Source organism: Arachnia sp. (assembly GCF_057238465.1).
This window is the reverse complement of record NZ_DBHHFZ010000012.1, coordinates 99,882-117,019: the sequence shown is the minus strand read 5'-3', so window position 1 is coordinate 117,019 and position 17,138 is coordinate 99,882. Positions and strand designations below refer to the sequence as shown.

15 protein-coding genes are annotated in these 17,138 nt (G+C 65.3%); 4 read left to right on the top strand and 11 right to left on the bottom strand.

The genetic code is table 11. From position 1 onward, the window contains the following. On the top strand, window positions 1–990 hold a 990-nt coding region (locus tag ACO6D6_RS12785; protein ID WP_484785624.1), incomplete at its 5' end, for a hypothetical protein. Window positions 991–1,105: 115 nt separating this feature from the next. Here ACO6D6_RS12785 and scpC read toward each other — a convergent pair. From scpC to ACO6D6_RS12765, 4 genes are all read right to left on the bottom strand, one after another. Next, complete coding sequence (scpC, locus tag ACO6D6_RS12780; protein ID WP_484785623.1) at window positions 1,106–2,617, bottom strand: succinyl-CoA:acetate CoA-transferase ScpC; 1,512 nt, start codon at window positions 2,615–2,617, stop codon at window positions 1,106–1,108. Window positions 2,618–2,714: 97 nt separating this feature from the next. After that, complete coding sequence (serB, locus tag ACO6D6_RS12775) at window positions 2,715–3,530, bottom strand: phosphoserine phosphatase SerB (protein WP_484785622.1); 816 nt, start codon at window positions 3,528–3,530, stop codon at window positions 2,715–2,717. Window positions 3,531–4,171: 641 nt separating this feature from the next. After that, the gene (locus ACO6D6_RS12770; protein WP_484785621.1) at window positions 4,172–5,320 is read right to left on the bottom strand and encodes a S1C family serine protease; all 1,149 of its coding nucleotides are present in this window, start codon (window positions 5,318–5,320) and stop codon (window positions 4,172–4,174) included. Between the two features lie 504 nt (window positions 5,321–5,824). Beyond that, window positions 5,825–6,799 carry a class I SAM-dependent methyltransferase gene (locus tag ACO6D6_RS12765; RefSeq protein WP_484785620.1) on the bottom strand — a complete coding sequence of 325 codons (975 nt, stop codon included), beginning with the start codon at window positions 6,797–6,799 and terminating at the stop codon, window positions 5,825–5,827. A 316-nt stretch (window positions 6,800–7,115) separates the two neighbouring features. On the opposite strand from ACO6D6_RS12765, the gene ACO6D6_RS12760 reads away from it, so the two are divergent. Further along, entirely contained in the window at window positions 7,116–7,643 is a 528-nt protein-coding gene (locus ACO6D6_RS12760) for a GNAT family N-acetyltransferase (RefSeq protein WP_484785619.1), read from the top strand. A gap of 85 nt (window positions 7,644–7,728) precedes the next feature. Further along, complete coding sequence (locus ACO6D6_RS12755; RefSeq protein ID WP_484785618.1) at window positions 7,729–8,286, top strand: RNA 2'-phosphotransferase; 558 nt, start codon at window positions 7,729–7,731, stop codon at window positions 8,284–8,286. A gap of 163 nt (window positions 8,287–8,449) precedes the next feature. On the opposite strand, the gene ACO6D6_RS12750 is transcribed toward ACO6D6_RS12755, so the two are convergent. Continuing rightward, entirely contained in the window at window positions 8,450–9,364 is a 915-nt protein-coding gene (locus ACO6D6_RS12750) for a WD40 repeat domain-containing protein (RefSeq protein WP_484785617.1), read from the bottom strand. A gap of 557 nt (window positions 9,365–9,921) precedes the next feature. On the opposite strand from ACO6D6_RS12750, the gene ACO6D6_RS12745 reads away from it, so the two are divergent. Beyond that, entirely contained in the window at window positions 9,922–11,073 is a 1,152-nt protein-coding gene (locus ACO6D6_RS12745) for an AAA family ATPase (protein ID WP_484785616.1), read from the top strand. A 519-nt stretch (window positions 11,074–11,592) separates the two neighbouring features. Here ACO6D6_RS12745 and ACO6D6_RS12740 read toward each other — a convergent pair. The 6 genes from ACO6D6_RS12740 to ACO6D6_RS12715 form a co-directional block, all read right to left on the bottom strand. Beyond that, complete coding sequence (locus tag ACO6D6_RS12740) at window positions 11,593–12,549, bottom strand: carbohydrate kinase family protein (RefSeq protein ID WP_484785615.1); 957 nt, start codon at window positions 12,547–12,549, stop codon at window positions 11,593–11,595. Between the two features lie 21 nt (window positions 12,550–12,570). Then, window positions 12,571–13,959 (bottom strand): sugar porter family MFS transporter, encoded by a 1,389-nt coding sequence (locus tag ACO6D6_RS12735; RefSeq protein WP_484785614.1) that lies wholly within the window; start codon window positions 13,957–13,959, stop codon window positions 12,571–12,573. 187 nt (window positions 13,960–14,146) lie between these two features. Next, a complete protein-coding gene (locus ACO6D6_RS12730) occupies window positions 14,147–14,593 on the bottom strand; it encodes a hypothetical protein (RefSeq protein ID WP_484785613.1) in 447 nt (148 codons plus the stop codon). 570 nt (window positions 14,594–15,163) lie between these two features. Beyond that, on the bottom strand, window positions 15,164–15,931 hold the full coding sequence (locus tag ACO6D6_RS12725) for a PhnD/SsuA/transferrin family substrate-binding protein (protein WP_484785612.1): 768 nt from the start codon (window positions 15,929–15,931) through the stop codon (window positions 15,164–15,166). A 1-nt stretch (window position 15,932) separates the two neighbouring features. Beyond that, window positions 15,933–16,415 carry a PAS domain-containing protein gene (locus tag ACO6D6_RS12720; RefSeq protein WP_484785611.1) on the bottom strand — a complete coding sequence of 161 codons (483 nt, stop codon included), beginning with the start codon at window positions 16,413–16,415 and terminating at the stop codon, window positions 15,933–15,935. Next, window positions 16,412–16,780 (bottom strand): roadblock/LC7 domain-containing protein, encoded by a 369-nt coding sequence (locus tag ACO6D6_RS12715; RefSeq protein WP_484785610.1) that lies wholly within the window; start codon window positions 16,778–16,780, stop codon window positions 16,412–16,414. Before ACO6D6_RS12715 ends, ACO6D6_RS12720 begins: the two co-directional genes overlap by 4 nt. Window positions 16,781–17,138 lie beyond the last annotated feature (358 nt).

Sequence of the window (17,138 nt, the reverse complement as noted above, 5' to 3'; positions counted from 1 at the left end):
GATGGGCGGTTGTTGGGTGATTTGCAGGCTCGTCGGGACCTCACGATTGCTTTGGACAATGTTGCGGGAATGCTGAAAACCAGTGATCCCGGGCGGGCTGTGAAGCTTTATGAGGAGTCTCTTGATATCAGTCGGGACCTCGATGAGCGGTTGTCGGGTGATTTGCAGGCTCGTCGGGACCTCACGGTCGCTTTGAACAATGTTGCGGGCATGCTGAAAAACAGTGATCCCGGGCGGGCTTTGAAGCTTTATGAGGACTCTCTTGATATCAGGCGGGACCTCGATGAGCGGTTGTCGGGTGATTTGCAGGCTCGTCGGGACCTCACGGTCGCTTTGAACAATGTTGCGGGCATGCTGAAAAACAGTGATCCCGGGCGGGCTTTGAAGCTTTATGAGGACTCTCTTGATATCAGGCGGGACCTGGCTGGGCGGTTGTCGGGTGATTTCCAGGCTCGTCGGGACCTCACGGTTGCTTTGATCAATGTTGCGGGCATGCTGGAAACCAGTGATCCCGGGCGGGCTGTGAAGTTGTATGAGGAGTCTCTTGGCATCAGGCGGGACCTCGATGGGCGGTTGTCGGGTGATTTGCAGGCTCGTCGGGACCTCACGATTGCTTTGGACAATGTTGCGGGCATGCTGAAAAACAGTGATCCCGGGCGGGCTTTGGGGCTGTATGAGGAGTCTCTTGGCATCAGTCGGGAGTTGGCTGCGCAACTGCCCGGGAATCTTCAAGCCCTGTGGGATCTGGGAGTTGCGGCAGCACGACTGGCCCAGTTGCTGCCCACCAAGCACCCCGAGCGAATCCCCCTGTGGCGAGAAGCAGCCATCAGCTTCCGCGACGCGCTGGCGATACAACCAGAAAACAAAGAACTGGCACGCATGTCCTGCCTCGTCGCTCTCCACTACGCCGACTGCGACCCCGACGATCGGGATGAGTGGCTCGCATACGCCGCCGAGCTGGCCGAGCGCTTCGGATTCGGAAAGGAATGATTCAGGGGCTTTCCTGAAGGGGCCGGTGATCGGCCTCGACGACTGTGCGCTGGATGCGAAAATCCCCCGGCCCGTTCGGGGGCCGGGGGATCCGCAGGTGTTCAGGACCCGGGTGTCACTTCATGGAGCCGGTCTCCAGGAAACGCACATGCCAGTTGAGGGCCGTCGCCAGGTCGTGCGGGGTCTGCTGGCCGTTGGCCTTCGTCGCTGCCAGTTTCACGTACTCGCGCAGCGGCTCCTTGAAGTCCGGGTGGGCGCAGTTCTCGATGATCGCCTGGGCGCGCTGGCGCGGGGCCAGGCCACGCAGGTCCGCGAGTCCCTGCTCGGTGATGATGACGTCCACGTCGTGTTCGGTGTGGTCGACGTGGCTGACCATCGGGACGATCGCGGAGATCGCACCGCCCTTCGCCGTCGACGGAGTCACGAACGAGGAGAAGTAGCCGTTGCGGGTGAAGTCACCGGAACCACCGATGCCGTTCATCATGCGCGAACCCATGATATGGGTGGAGTTCACGTTGCCGTAGATGTCGGCCTCGATCATGCCGTTGCAGGCGATGACACCCATGCGGCGGATCACCTCGGGATGGTTCGAGACATCCATCGGGCGCAGGATGATGTGGTCGCGGTAGAACCCGGCCTTCTCGTTCATCCGCTCCGCGGCCTCCGGGGACAGCGAGAACGCGGTACCGGAGGCGACGGTGACCTTACCGGCGTCGATCAGGTCGACCATGCCGTCCTGGATCACCTCGGTGTAGGAGGTGAGGTTCTCGAACGGACCCTCCAGCAGACCCGCGAGCACCGCGTTGGCGATGTTGCCCACACCCGACTGCAAAGGCAGCAGGTTCTCGGGCAGCCGACCGTGCTTGACCTCGTTGGTCAGGAAGTCCAGGAGGTAGCCCGCGATCGCCCGGGAATCGTCGTCGAGGGGCTTGAACGGGGTGTTGCGGTCCGCGGCGTTGGTTTCGACGACCGCCACCACCTTGTCGGCGTCCACCTTGAGCACCTTGTCGCCGATCCGGTCGCCCGTGCTGGTGATGGGAAGCGCACCACGGTTCGGGGGCAGGACACCGATGGGGTAGTAGATGTCGTGCATGCCGAACAGGTCCTCGGACTGCCACGAGTTGACCTCGATGATGACCTTGTCGGCCTTTTCGAGATAGGTGCGGTTCAGGCCGACCGAGGAGGAGGGCACGATGTCGCCGTCCTCGGTGATCGCGGTGGCCTCGACGACGGCGAGGTGCAGCGGGCCCAGGAAGCCCTGCGACACCTGCAGCCCCATGTGCGAGAGATGGATGTCGCAGTAGTTGGTGATGCCCTTGTTGATCGCGGTGCGCATCTCGGGATCGGACTGGTAGGGCGCACGGAACGCGACTCCACCCGTGCGGGCCAGCGCACCGTCGAGCTCAGGTGCGGTCGAGGCCCCGGTCCACATGCCGATGCGGAATTCCTCACCCTTCTCGTGCGCGGCTTCGATGCGTGCGGCGAGGGCCTTGGGGAACTCCTTGGGGTACCCGGCCCCGGTGAAGCCCGAGAAACCAATGTTCCAGCCGTTCTCGACCAGAGCGGCCGCGTCCTCAGCGGACATCAACTTGGAACGGAAACCCTCGTTGTGAATCCGACCTGACATATTCCCTCCTTGGAAAACCTGCACTTGGATGCAAGGCAAGCGTATCGGCTTTGCCGGAGGGTGGCCCAGCCAGGTGCCACCTTGCCCGCGGTGCTCCTCAGGGCAGGGCCAGGGCCGTCACCGCGTCGAGCCTGGGGAAATTGATCACCGCATCGGCCCGGGCGGCGGTCACGGGCTTCGCCCGGTAGGCCACACCGAGCCCGGCCGCGGCGAGCATGCCCAGGTCGTTGGCGCCGTCGCCCACCGCCATCGTGTGTTCCAACGGCACCTGCGCCGTCGCGGCGAACCGGGTGAGGTCGCGGGCCTTCTGGTCGCGATCCACCACCGTTCCGATCACCCGGCCCGTGAGCGTCTTGTCGCGGATCTCCAACTCGTTGGCGTTGAAGAAGTCGAGGCCGAGTTCCTCTGCCAGGGGAGCCACGAGCGCGGTGAACCCACCCGAGGTGACCCCTACCCTCACCCCTGCCTCATGGAGGGCAGCGACGAGCTCCCGCGCGCCCGGCGACAGGGTGATGCGGGGCAGGACCTCGTCGAAGACCCGGACCGGCAGTCCCTGCAGCGTCGCGACCCGCTCCCGCAGCGACTCCGCGAAATCCAACTCACCGCGCATCGCCCGTTCCGTGATCGAGGCGACGAGCTCCCCGGTGCCGGCGTGCTCCGCCAGCAGGTCGATGGCCTCCGTCGTGGTCAGGGTGGAATCCACATCCATCATCACCAGACGCGCCGGCTCCTCGGCGAGAGGACCCGTGATCACCCCACCCGAAGCGACCTCCAGGAGTCGCAGGCGCAGCTGTTCCGGATCGTCGGTCTCGACGACGGTGCAGGCGACGTGACCGAAGGGCCGCGGCTGCCAGGCAGCGTCGAAGGGCAGGTCGACGGGTTCCGGGTTCAGGGCGATCAGGCGGGCGCGCATGGCGTCGAGGGTATCGAATCAAAGCGAGGCGGGCCGTTTCTCCCCGAAGCTGGTTGAACCGAGCCCCACGAGCTGGCTCAACCAGCTTTGGTCTTCCCGAAGGTGGTTGAGCCGGCCTGCGAGCGTCAGCGAGTGGGTCGTGTCGAAACCATGGTGACCGTGTCCGGGGAGCTGGGGTGGGGTTTTACCCGCTGGGTGCCAGTAGTGGTTTCGACTCAGCCGTTCGCTTCGCTCACGAGCTGGCTCAACCAGCTTTGGTCTTCCCGAAGGTGGTTGAGCCGGCCTGCGAGCGTCAGCGAGTGGGTCGTGTCGAAACCATGGTGACCGTGTCCGGGGAGCTGGGGTGGGGTTTTACCCGCTGGGTGCCAGTAGTGGTTTCGACTCAGCCGTTCGCTTCGCTCACGAGCTGGCTCAACCAGCTTCAAAAGGGGTTTCGACTCGGGCTGCTCCTTCCTCGCGGCCCGGCTTAACTGGTTTTCAGGGGCATTCCGTGATTCAGCGCGGTTGGGTTGGCGTGCTTGGCTTCGAGGGTGTGCCCGGGCCGCACTCTTGTGGGGTGGGAACATGCGGCAGCGCCGTGGCCTCCCGGAGTGGGGCGGGAGACCACGGCGCCGGCTCGGCAGCGATTGTCGGAAGACCTCTCAGTTCGCAGTTCCAAGGGTCACTTTCAGTTCAAGGGTTTCGCTGCCTCGGAGTACCTTCAGGGTCACCTCCTTCCCCACCTCGTAGCTGCGCACCTGCGCCACGAGGGATTCGGAACCGACCACGGGGGTGCCGTCGATCGCGGTGATGAGATCACCCTTCTGCAGCCCCGCCTGCGCGGCTGCAGAACCTTGGGTGATTTCCTCCACCCGGGCGCCGAGTTGGGTGCCGGAGGTGCCGTTGCTGGCCCGGATGCCCAGTTGCGGGTGCTTGACGGTGCCGTTGGCGATGAGCTGCTCCACCACGGACTTGACCTGGGCCGACGGGATCGCGAAACCGATGCCGATGTTGCCGGACTGACCGGAGGACGAGCCGCTGGAGGCCAACGACGCTATGGAGGATGTGATGCCCACCAGCGCACCGGACGAATCCACCAGCGCACCACCGGAGTTGCCCGGGTTGATGGCGGCGTTGGTCTGGATGGCGGAGGTGACCACCACGTCGCTGTCCCGTTGGCTGTTGAAATCGGTGCCGTCGACGTTGTTGTCGTTGACCGCCTGGGTCGTGACGGGCCGGTTCAGGGCGGAGACGATGCCGGTGGTCACCGTGTCGGACAACCCCAACGGGTTGCCGACCGCCATCACCGGTTGCCCCACCTTGAGCTTGGAGGAATCCCCCCAGGACGCGACCGTCAGGTTCGACGGTGGGTTCTCAAGCTTCAGCACCGCCAAATCGGTGGAGGGATCGGTGCCGACGACCTTGGCCGAGTAGGTCTTGTCGCCGATCGTGACGCTGAGTTTGGCTCCCTGTCCCGCGCCGGAGACCACGTGATTGTTGGTCACGATGTGGCCCTTGGCGTCGATGATCACACCGGAACCCTGCCCTTGTTTGTTGCTGCCCTCCACCTTGATCGCCACCACTGCGTTCTTGATGGCGGCCGCCGTCGCGGTCCAGTCGGGGCTGTTCTCGGAGGGCTGCGCCACCTGGGTGGTGGTGGCCGTCGAGATGGCGCTGGGTTGGTTGCCCCCCAGGTAGTGGTTCGCGGCGATCGCGCTGCCCCCACCAACCCCGGCCGACAGCAGGGCGACGGCGACGAAGGCCGCCAGGGTTTTCCGGGCCTTCCGGGGTTTCTTAGTCGCGGTCTGCACCTGTACCGGGGCCGAGGCGGGGTAGGGCCCTGCCGCTTGGCTCGCACCGGAAGGCAGCGGTTGTGGGGCGGGGGCAGGTCCTTGGGTCGCCTGGGGGTTCTGGACCGTTTGGGGGCCTTGAACGGTCTGGGGTCCTTGAACGGTTTGGGGGCTTTGAGGACCTTGGGGAATGGGGGCGCCCGCGGGCTGGAAGGTGGGGGTGCCCTGGCCGGGTTGTCCGGGCCCGGAGGCCGCCTGGCCGGGTTGGGGATTGGCTTGGCCGGGCTGCGGGTTGGCTTGGCCGGGCTGCGGGTTGGCTTGGCCGGGTTGCGAAACGGGCTGTTGGGAGCCGGCTGCGTTCCGGAAGGGGTTCCCGGGCAGACCCTCTTGGGTGTTGTGGGCCGGGTGGATGTTCTCCTGGTTCGTCATGAGGCTCTCCTGTTCGCTTCGTTGGCTACGGGAGATAGAGAACTCCGGGAATCTGTGTGTTACCTGTGTGTTGTGTGCGTGCTTCCTGTGGGCAGGTCACAGGTTTGTAAACGTCAGTTGATAGTTCCGGTCCTGGGCTACGACCCTGGTCCGACCAATCCGGGTGGCGAGCTCCCTGCGCCACGGCAGATGGGAGTTGAACACGCACCAGAACTGTCCGCCGGGACGCAGCACCCGGGCCGCCTCGTCGAACATCCGCAGGGTGGGTTCCGACTCCTTGGCGTGCCCCCGGTGGAATGGGGGATTGGTGGCGATCACGTCGAAGCTGTGGTCGGGGAAACCGGACAGGCCGTCGGCCCAGCGGACATCGATGTCGAGACCGTTGGCCTGAGCGGTGGCGCGGGTGGCGGCCACCGCCGACCAGGAAACGTCGGTCGCGGTCGTTTCGAGTCCCCGGCGGGCCAGGACCGCGGCGATCATCCCGTTGCCGCACCCCAGGTCCAGCGCGGTCCCGTCCCCGGGATCCAGGTGGTCCAGGAGGAGCCGGGTGCCGTCGTCGATCCGGTTGCCGTTGAAGGTGGCGCCGTGCGCGGCGAGGACCAGTCCGAGATCGGGGTGGTTGCGGGTCTTGGGCCATTCGGTTTCGAGCTGGTTCGGTCCCCAGGCCCGCAGCACGCGGCACTTGGAACGCCCGAGGCTGGCGTTGACGGCCGTGAAGTGGCGGGCCAGCACCTGGTTCATGGAGCGGTTCATGTGCTTGACCCTCGCCCCGCTGAGGAACATCACATCCGGGGCGCCCTGGACGCTGGCGCAGTGCTCGTCCAGGGCGGCCAGGGACTTCGGCAGATGCCCCCAGACCAGATCCACCCCGCGCAGCTCACCGGGATGGGAGACGAGCAGGCCGGGATCGATCTCGGACACGGCCTGCGCATCACGCAGGTCGTCGCACCACACCCTCACGTCGCTGCTGCGTTCCAGGGCGGCCGTGACGAGCCCCGGGGCGTCGATGACGGCGATGGCCCCGGCCCGTTCGGGTGATTCGTCCAGGATCAGGGGGTCGACGGGATGCATGAGGAAATCCTCCCACGGCGAAGAGAAAACGACGCTGATCCGGCGCCACTGCGCACGGTGGTTGTGCGCGTCCCGGGTCGCCACCGGATGGCCGCGGCGGAGGGCCCTCGTTCGCGGATCCTTCTTCAAGATCCTGCTGCCTCGGCTGTTCCGGTAGAGCGCCGGATCGTGTCCTTTCCCTAGGCGCGCACAGATCCGGATGATGTCCGTAGCGCGGCCAGGGTACGGTGTCCCGCTTCCGTTGCTGGCCTAGACTCGTGGGCGTGATCCGTTTCTGACACCGTCCACCAACCCACCCGGCCAGTCCCGTCACGAAATGGATTTCGTCATGCCCTCCGACCTGCTCACCGCTGATCTGTCCCTCCTCCCGGCCCGTGTCCTCCCCGAACCGTCGCCGCGGATCATCAGACCCGATGATCTTGAACCGCTGGCCCGGCTCTACCTGATCAGCTATCCCCCGGGGATCGGGGCCGGGAATCACGCCGAGGCCCTTTCGGAGATCGCCGCTACCTTCGAGGGCGACTACGGTGTTCTCCGTCCCGGGGCCAGCCTTGTGGCCGAGGCCGGTGGCCGGCCCGCAGGGGCCGTGCTGACGGTGGAGCGTTCCATCTGGGACGAGGGACTCGAGGGGCCCTTCATCATCGATCTGTTCGTCGATCCGCAATTCCGCGGCCGGGGAATCGGGCGGGCCCTGATGACCGGCGCGATGCTCGCCTGCCGGAAAGCGGGCGATGCCCAGCTGTCCCTGCGGGTGGGGGAGGGGACCTCGGATGCGGCCCACCGCCTCTACGGGTCGCTGGGATTCCGGAGGGCCGGTTCCCCGGAGCCGCGGGAGCGGCCCTGAAGTGGGCTCGCGCTCCCCGGGGCGGTGTGGCATGCTTCCTGTGCGGTGACGGGGTCGTCGCCGAGGAACCACCCGGGAGTCATTGATGAAAAGACCATTCACCGAACTCAGCCGCGTGCTCTCCCACGCCCTGCGACACGACCCCGGTCGCTACGGGCTGGAACTCGACCCCGAGGGTTGGGTGGGTCTCGGGGAGGTCGTCGCGGCGCTGCGGAGCAGGCCGGGCTGGGAATCGGTGGGCGTCGCCGACATCGAGGAGACCCTGGCGGTGGCCAGCAAACAACGACACGAGATCCGCGACGGCCGGATCCGGGCGATCTACGGGCACTCCCTGCCCGAACGCATCGAACGAACCCCCGCCACCCCGCCCGACCTGCTCTACCACGGCACCTCCCCGGACATCCTGGAACGCGTGATGCGCGAGGGGTTGCTGCCCATGTCGCGGCAGTTCGTGCACCTGTCCACGGATGTCGGGATGGCGCGCTCGGTGGGGTCGCGGCACGCGTCGCGCCCGGTCGTCCTGCACATCGACGCCGCAGCGGCCCACGCCGCCGGCATCCCCTTCTACAAGGGCAACGACAAGGTGTGGTTGGCCGACGAGGTGCCGCCTCGATTCGTGACCGCCCAGACCCGGACGAATTGAGGGAGAGCCGCGTGGTGCGCATCAACCAGCGATTCCCTCGGCCGGGACACGACTGAGGACGGTTGCGAACAATTTCCCGGTGAAACCGACGCGGGTGAATGCTTCGGGCCCCTCGACAGCCGCGCCGGTCGGATCAGCGCCATCTCCGGAACCGGCGGTGACATCACATTGGGGCGGTGCGGGAGCCGGTGAGCGGGACCTCCGCAGAACACTCCCAGGTTTCCGTGTCCCAGAAGCGGATCGCCCGGCCGGTGGTGCTGGCCACGAGGCTTCCTCCAGGACCCCAACCCACGGCCTCGACACCCAGATCCTGGAGGGCGCGGATCAGTTTCCCGGAAGCGGCCTCCCAGACCCGGACACCTTCGAGGCTGGGGGCGGTCAGGATCCGCTTCCCGTCGGGGCTCCAGGAGGCGTCCCAAGGAAACGGGTACCAGTCCTCGACCGGCTCCCGATAGCCGAAGGTCCGCAACAGCTCACCCGTTCCGGCATCCCAGAGGCTCGCCAGGCAGTTTTCGTCGGTGGTGGTCAACAGGTGTTTCCCGTCGGGGCTCCAGGTCACGGCGCAGACGTGGGCTCCGTGTTCCAGGACCCGCGGTGTTCGGCCGGTCGCGACATCAAGGATCTGGGTGGTGACATCTCCCGCGGTGGCCAGGCGGTCACCGCCCGGGCTCCACGCAAGGGCCAGGATGCCTTTTCCGTGGCTGGTGCCGAGCCCACCATCTCGGGCTCCGGTGCAGGCATCCCACAGCTGCACCTCCTGCGGCGCCCCTGCGGTCGCGATCCTGGTGCCGTCGGGGCTCCAGGCCACCGCGCGGGTGGCATCGCTGGAATCCAGAGTGGTGAGCAGCTTTCCCGAAGCGATCTCCCAGACCCGGGCAGCGCCTTGCCAGGACCCCGTGACCACGCGGCTGCCATCGGGGTGCCAGGCCAGCGACCACACCGGTTCCGGGGCGATAAGCTTTCCGGCGGTCGCATCCCGGAGGTGAAGCCCCTGCCCGGAACCCACCGCGATCCGTTTCCCGTCGGGGCTCCAGGCCAGTGAGACGGCATCCGAACTGCTGTGGTGAGGAGGTGGCACCGGAGCATCCTAGTGGCGTGGTCCCGTAAATGGTGGAAGCTTATTCACAGCCTCCCCGAAGCTGGTTGAGCTGGACTGCGACGAAGGAGCAGTCCACCGCGAAACCACCAGAGCCCGCCGCAATTCCCAAGACACGACCACTAGGGGTTTCGACACGGCCAGCTCGCAGAGCGAGCAGGCCGGCTCAACCAGCTGTCAATTTTCGAAACCTAGGCCACAACCCCCTCACCAGAGGATTGCGCTGGCCGGTGCCCCGCCCACCTGGTGCGCTACTGGATGCAGCTCGACCCAGAACCACATGATGCTCCAGCAGCAGAGGTCATTGAGCTGTCGGCCCTCCGGCGCCGCAAACTCGGTTTGGCGTCGTCCCCAAAGGAGGAAGGCCAAGGACCGACGAGTCCGAGCGGGAAGGCGACATGATGGAGCGGTTGGTCGAACTGCTGTGGCACAGCAAATCCCTTCAGGTAGCGTGTCACAGTCACTACTTCTCAGGCAAAGGTTCCGTGAGAACCCGGGAGCAGCCAATGAGACGATATGTGCACTGGAAGGACTGAACCATGCAGATCACCCATGTCACTGCACACAACTGGCGCAATTTCAAGAACCTTGACTTCGCAGTGGCGGATCGCCTGCTGATTGTCGGACCAAACGCAGCGGGTAAGTCGAATCTGCTTGACCTCTTCCGCTTCCTGCGCGATATCTCCCGGCCAGGCGGTGGTTTGGCGGCGGCCCTTGAAGCGCGCGGTGGCTTGTCAAGGGCACGTTGCCTGTTCGCCCGAAACAACCACAAGGGCGAACTCGCCATCATGGTTGATCTGCGCGACGGGGAAGATGAATGGCGCTATGAGTTGGCGATCAAGGGGAAGAAGGGCGGCCACAACCGCCCCATCGTCGTTCGCGAGATCGTCACCCGCAACGGCAGGGAGCTGCTGTCCCGCCCGGACACCAACGATGACCGGGACCCAGAGCAGCTCACCCAGACGCACCTGGAACAGATCTCCGCCAACCAGGAGTTCCGGCCCATCGCCGAGTACTTCGCCAAGGCCAACTACTTCCACCTGGTGCCCCAGATGATCCGTTATCCTCAAGCGGGCGGGGCGAGCCCTCGGGCATTCGGCAGTTCCATGATCGCAGACATGAACGCGACGCCGGCCCGCACCAGGCAGGCGTGGTTCCGGCGCATCGAGCGGGCCCTGCAGTCGGCGGTTCCAGGATTCGAAACGCTGCGGCTGGAGGTGGACAAGGCGGGACAGCCACACCTGATTGCCGGATACCGCAACTGGCGCAAGAGCCCGTCGGAGCAGAACGAAACCGACTTCTCTGACGGTACCTTGCGCCTGATCGGACTCCTGTGGACCATCATCAGCTCTCCTGCCAACGGCGGAGTGCTGCTCCTGGAAGAGCCGGAACTCTCGCTCAACGCGGCTGTCGTGCAGAAGCTGGCCTCGCTTCTGGCGATGGCCCAGCGCGGGACCAGCATGCAGGTGATCCTCTCGACCCACTCCCCGGAGCTGCTCGACGACGAAGGCATTCGCCCAGGGGAAGTTCTGGTACTGCAGGTGACCAGCGACGCCACGGTCGCCAACCAGCTCTCCGAGATAGCCGAGGTAGAAGCTCAGATCAGCGCCGACCTTCCCCTGTCCGAAGTGGTGGCGGAGCTGATCAACCCAGGCGACCTGACCGGTCTCATCAAGGCCGCGAGGCGGTAGCCATGCACGTCGTGGTGGAGGGCGAGTCCGACAAAGCAGCCGCGACATCCGGGAAGAGGTTGTGCACGGGCAAGCACATCCAGGCCCGCTGTTCGTGGAGCACCTGACCGAGTTCGCATCCCGCCACTGGGACGTTTCCGCCGCCGCTCAGAGCTGCCCGTCCCTGCAACGAGCCATCACCGCTATCCAGGCGCTACCAAAGGCTGGCCAACGATAAACGAATCCGAGCGGGCGGACGCCATGATGGGGGGCTCCGAGTGTGGCTGGCTGCTCGGCGCCGGACCGATCTTGAGGCGGGCCGGGCGTCGTTGGATGACCTGGTGCTGCGCGACGAGTTCCTCCACGCCCTGTTCCTGTTCTTCGAAATTCACGACTAGGACGGCAGGGCCCCGTCGGTGATCAATCTCACCGACCCGCTCATCGTCCAGCGGGGATGCAAGAAGCGGGCAAAGAAGAACGCCGACGGCGAGATCGTCCGGTCCGAGGAGAACGAGGACTGATCCCGCCGTCGACGCTGGGTCAGGCCAGGCGCAGGTCCTTGGCCTTGATCGCAGCGACCTCCTCATGGGTCGGTGCGTAGGCGCCCGCGCGCTGGACCGTCAGGCCCGACGTGATCGTTGCCCGGTGCAGCGCCGGCATGACGTCGTCCCAGCCTGCGGACCGGAGCCGGGCCTTGGCCTCGCGGCTACCGAGCAGGTCGGCGTCGAGCAGGCCCGAGATGAGGCCACCCATGAACGAGTCGCCGGCGCCGACGGTGTCGACGACGTCAGTGGTGAGCGGGTCGATCACCAGCATGTCGCGTTTGGAGGCGAGCTTGACATAGATGCCCCACGGGCCGCGGGTGACGATGACCAGGCTCGGACCGAGCTTCAGCCACTGCCGCATGACCTCCTCGACGGGGGTGCTCTTGCCGTAGAGCCACTCGAGGTCCTCGTCGGAGACCTTGACAACATCGGCCAGCGCAACGAGCTCCTCGACGCGGCCGCGCGACTTTTCGGGGGACTCCATGATCGCTGGACGGGCGTTGGGGTCGTAGGAGACGGTGCCGACCTGTGACATTGCGCGGGCCGCCTCCAGGACCTGGGTGCCGCCTGGCTCAAGGGTTGCGGCGAGGCTGCCGGTGTGGAGGTGGACGATCGCTTCCGGGGCGGGCAGCGGCGGGACCTCCCACGACAGGTCGAACTCGTACTCGGCGCTGCCGGCCTCGTTGAGGCGGGCGTACGCGAGCGATGTCTTGGCGGCTCCGTCGCTGCCGGGCACGACCCCGACGCCGTGTTCGGCGGCGTAGTCCTCGATCAGCTTGCCGTGGTCGTCGCGCCCCCACCAGGCCCCGATCAGGGCGGGCCGGCCGAGGCTGGTGATCACGCAGGCGACGTTGAGGGGGCTGCCACCGACGTGCTCACTCCTGGTGTCGTCGCGGATGACGACGTCGATGAGTGCCTCACCGAGGCAGAGGACGGGCTTGGATTGAGTCATGGGGACCTCCTTGTCGGTCGGCTACTTGTTGAGGCCGAGTTTGTCTTCCATCTCCTCGAGTGGGATGCCCTTGGTTTCCGGCATCTTAGTCAGCACCCAGACGAGTTGACCGAACATGCAGACCAGGAAGATGGAGAACGCCCAGCCGCCACCCCAAGCGCCGATGATCGGCGGGAACGCGTAGGTCGTGATCGCGGCGAACACCCAGTGGGTCAGCGAGCCGAGGGACTGACCGAGGCCGCGCACACGCGTCGGGAAAATCTCGGAGATGAACACCCAGATCACCGACCCTTGACCGAAGGCATGCGCCGCGATGAACACCAGGAGGCCGATCAGCACCAGCGTCGACGAGGTCGAGTCGAAGTGCCCTTGGAACATGAACATGACAGCGGTCAGGAAACCCATCGAGGCCAGGTAACCGATGGAGCCGACGATCATGAGGGAGCGACGACCGATGCGGTCGATGACGGTCAAAGCGGCCATTGTTGCGACCAGGTTCATCAGGCCGACGGCGACGGACATGAGCAGGGCCGCGTTGTCGTCGGCACCCGCCTGCTTCATGACCTCGGGGGCGTAGTACAGGATCGCGTTGATGCCGGAGAGCTGGTTGAACATGGCGATGAAGAAAGCCAAGGCGATGACCTTGAAGTAGCGGCGCGTGAAGAACTGGCTCAAGGTGGCCTGCGACCCGGCGGCGGCGAGCTGGTCGCGAATCTCCTGGACCTGCTCGTCGGATTCCTCGACGGTGTTGCAGAGACGACGGCTGATGGCGATCGCTTCTTCCTCGCGGCCTTTGGCCATGAGCCAGCGTGGTGTTTCGGGAACCACCATCAGGAATGCGAGGAACAGCACCGACGGGACGACCATCACGCCGAGCATCCAACGCCACGCGATCTGCGGGTCGTGGACGATCTGAGCGACGATGTAGTTCGATAAATAGGCCACGAGGATGCCGAGGACGATGTTGAACTGGACGAGGCCGACGAGGCGGCCGCGGACCTTGGCCGGGGCGATCTCCGCGGTGTAGATCGGCGCGCACACCGAGGACAGGCCGACGCCGACGCCGCCGACGAACCGGAAGATCATGAGCACCAGGTGGCTGGGCGCCAGGGCCGTTCCGAGGGCGCCGAGTACGTACAGGATGCCGATGAAGAACAGCAACTTGCGGCGGCCGAAGTAGTCGGCGGAGCGGCCACCGATGAGCGCGCCGACGATGGTGCCGACTGTGGCGATGGCGACGGTTGCGCCGAGGCCCCCGTCGTCGAGGTTGAACTGGACTTTGAGCGCGGCGTTGGCTCCGGAGATGACGGCGGTGTCGAAACCGAAGATCAGGCCGCCAACGGCGGCGACAATGGCGCTGCGGATGACGAGCGAACTCGCCTTGGATGAGGTTTGTGTGCTGTTGGACATCGCGACTCCTTGTTCTCGACTTGGACGGAAACGGGTACAGCGATAGGGGCGGCCGGAGTAGCACTTTGTTCCGGTCGCCAGTGACGAACCGGTGTCGCTAGGAAGCGTAATCCGGATGGGGCGCCGCTGGGCGGAAGGCGAAAAGTTTTTCATCGCGAGACGCGACCCATGTGCCTGGACAACACACCTAGAACGTCGTCGTGCTCATGCTGTTCATGAATGCGCCGTGGCCGGTGGTCGTGTTCCAGCAGGTCATGCCCGCCCTCTCGGATGCGCACGTGTAGTCGCCGTGGTAGACGACGGTGCCGTAGGGCACCACCTGTGGGGGAGTTTCCGGTCTTTGGAAAGCGGCGGCCCTGTTCTTGGACCTGATCGTGGGCTCCTCAAGGCCGGGAGAATCGCTCGTGGACATCTCCACCCACCATTTCGATCCCGCATGGTCGCGGCCATAGGGCATGTCCGTGACGTAACTCTCGATCCCGCAACCAACATACGAGTGCTGGTCGGCGAATTCGCAGCCGATGTTCTTCGCCGGATTGATTATCGTCGCCACATCCTGATGAACGGCGGTGACCGGGGTTGCGTTCTCGGGACGTGGACCACCGGCCCCCGGATAGGCGCCGGGAATCTGCACCGGCGTCGGGGCAGGGCTGGAGGCCGGGGCCGGCGATGATGTTGGGCTCGGTGACTCGGAGGCCGGGGTTGGTGATGGTGTTGGGCTCGGCGATTCGGATGCCGTCGTTGGGGTGGGCGTCGTGGCATCGGGAACCGGGGCGGGCAGAGGATTGCAGCCGACCAGTAGACCTCCGGTCAGTACAACGGCGACAAGCAGACTCGGACGACGGTGGACGCACTGAAACATGGTCTTCTCCTGGCTCTCGTTGCCTCGGCAGGGTCAGTGATACCATTTACCCTGCCACGCGAGGATCCGCGGAGAACAGTCATCTCAGGACGAACACACGTGCTGTGTTCCCGGATCTCTCCGCGCGTCGTCGGCGCCGACCGGAAACCCCGGTTGCACGGCACCCAGCCCGGATTTGACCCCGAAAAAGGCGGACGGGGCGGCTGAGCGCTGCCCAACCGGGGAAACGCCCGTGAGGCACAGCCGAGATCGGGAACGGAAACATCGAGAAAGCACAGCGCCCCAGGTCCTGAAGGAGCGGGGCGCCGTGCGTGGGCTTCTCGGTGGTGCCTCTGCCGGCAGCTACCGGCTCGGGGAACCCTCCTGGGCCAGCGCATCCATCAGATCGATCATGAACTCGGTGTCCTCCTGGCCCAGACGCTCCCAGCCGTGGGGTGCACCCAGCGCGGTGAGCAGTTCCGCATCGCTGGGATCGGCGTTCATCTGTTCCAGGCCGTGCCAGATCGGTTCCACGAGATGTGCGATTCCGGGGCTGGCGAGGAGGCTGCTGCGCACCACGTAGATGCGGCTCCGGATCAGTTCCCGGAGCTGCTTCTTCACCATCGACGACAACTCGTCGTAGGCGTCCTGCGGGAAGAAGCCGACCTGCACCTGGCCCTGCATGACCGCTTTCGCAACGAGCACAGGATTGGGTTTGAGGGAGACCTCGATGTCCGGGTAGCCGAGGCTCGCGGGTTCCAGGAGGATGCGGCAGATCCTCTCGACGTCGGGGGCGTCCGTGGCCGCCGCGGTCAGCGGGGCCGTCAGGTCCGTGACCTCCTGGAGGTCGCTGTCGGCGGCAACCACCACGGTGGCTTCCTTCGCCATTCCACTGGCCCAGGCGACGGGAAGGTATCCTTTGTCCCGGACGAGGTAAGCAGTATCCGCTGCGTTCGCATAGACCAGGTCTGCCCTGTTCTCCTCGAAAGCGGCGTGCAGGTCCGCGAAGTCCGTGTAGGAAGTCGGGCGGAAGGCCTCTCCCGTGATCCGCTGCAACTTTGTGTTAAAAATAAACCAGTCCGTGACATTTTGAATGTTCACATCCGGACTGATGGCGAACTGCAACGTCATTTCAGCGACCCTCGGCCTTCACCATTTCCGCGTACAGCGCTTCCATTTCGGACACTTTGTTCCGCGACGGCTCGCGTCGCACGGAGGTGTGCCCGACGATCTCGCCGCCGCGCACCTTCGGGATCACGGTGGCGTAGACCCAGTAGTAGCCACCGTCGGCCCGGAGGTTCTTCACGTATCCACTCCAGCGCTTGCCCTGCTGGACGGTGGCCCACAGGTCCGCGTACGCGGCCCGGGGCATGTCCGGGTGGCGCAGGATCGAGTGCGGTGACCCGATCAGTTCTTCCTTGGTGAATCCCGACATGATGACGAACGCCTCGTTGCACGTGGTGATCACACCATCCCGGTCGGTCTGTGACACGATCAACTCACCCGTCGGGAAGCGGGTCTCCACGTCGGTGACCACCACCTGACGGCTGCTTCCGTCGTAGTAGGTCCACTGCGTGGCCTGCCCCGGGCAGGTCATGTCCTCCAGCGGTTTCATGCGAGTTCGCGAGCGAGGTCCTTGGCAGTCGCCTTCATCTCGAAGAGGATCATGCCGAGCTTCGCGTATCCGTTGGAGATGCCGATCAGGACGGCTTCGGGTCCGGCCGCGATGTGGACGATGTAGCCGTCGCTGCCCTTCACGAGGACCTGCTCCAGCTCGCCACGCTTCAGTTCGCTGACGGTGCGGGTGCCGGTGGCCAGCGCGGCCGCACCCATGGCGGCGACGCGGTCCTCGTCGGTGCCCCCGGCCAGCGCCGATGCGATGGGCAGGCCGTCGAGGGTGACGAGAAGTGCGCCCTCGAGGTCGGGGGTGAGAGCGACGAGCCTTTGTAGGTGCTGATGGATCTGATCAATCCTTGACATTGTCTTCCTTTGGTTTTGCGGTCCGGTGCTGGTCTCCAGCGCCCTGAGTGGTACGGTCATATTAGAAGTTTGGCGACGGAACTGGATGGTTGTCAAAAGTTTAAAGCTCAGCTTTAGCAGCGTCGCTGAAAGTTACTGGCCTTCTTGAGTGAAAGAAGCTTGGTTCGCCAGCCCGAGATGCCTTGGAAAAACGTTCTGGGCTGTTGAGAAGTCGGCGGGTGATGTGCATCCGGTGTGCGCGTTTCGCGGGGGCAGGGCCGGCGAGGAGTTTCCCCGGGGAGTGACTGGTGGGCCGGTGGGTGGTTGGATCGGGGTTGGTGGCGGTCGGGTGGAGCGCGTCCGCCCGGGGTTGACATTT

Excerpts from the sequence above, each read along its gene's own strand:
- scpC (WP_484785623.1), bottom strand. The coding sequence starts at position 2,617 with ATGTCAGGTCGGATTCACAACGAGGGTTTCCGTTCCAAGTTGATGTCC.
- ACO6D6_RS12755 (WP_484785618.1), top strand. The coding sequence starts at position 7,729 with ATGAAAAGACCATTCACCGAACTCAGCCGCGTGCTCTCCCACGCCCTG.
- ACO6D6_RS12720 (WP_484785611.1), bottom strand. The coding sequence starts at position 16,415 with ATGAAACCGCTGGAGGACATGACCTGCCCGGGGCAGGCCACGCAGTGG.
- ACO6D6_RS12715 (WP_484785610.1), bottom strand. The coding sequence starts at position 16,780 with ATGTCAAGGATTGATCAGATCCATCAGCACCTACAAAGGCTCGTCGCT.
- ACO6D6_RS12760 (WP_484785619.1), top strand. The coding sequence starts at position 7,116 with ATGGATTTCGTCATGCCCTCCGACCTGCTCACCGCTGATCTGTCCCTC.
- ACO6D6_RS12745 (WP_484785616.1), top strand. The coding sequence starts at position 9,922 with ATGCAGATCACCCATGTCACTGCACACAACTGGCGCAATTTCAAGAAC.
- ACO6D6_RS12740 (WP_484785615.1), bottom strand. The coding sequence starts at position 12,549 with ATGACTCAATCCAAGCCCGTCCTCTGCCTCGGTGAGGCACTCATCGAC.
- ACO6D6_RS12735 (WP_484785614.1), bottom strand. The coding sequence starts at position 13,959 with ATGTCCAACAGCACACAAACCTCATCCAAGGCGAGTTCGCTCGTCATC.
- serB (WP_484785622.1), bottom strand. The coding sequence starts at position 3,530 with ATGCGCGCCCGCCTGATCGCCCTGAACCCGGAACCCGTCGACCTGCCC.
- ACO6D6_RS12765 (WP_484785620.1), bottom strand. The coding sequence starts at position 6,799 with ATGCATCCCGTCGACCCCCTGATCCTGGACGAATCACCCGAACGGGCC.
- ACO6D6_RS12725 (WP_484785612.1), bottom strand. The coding sequence starts at position 15,931 with ATGACGTTGCAGTTCGCCATCAGTCCGGATGTGAACATTCAAAATGTC.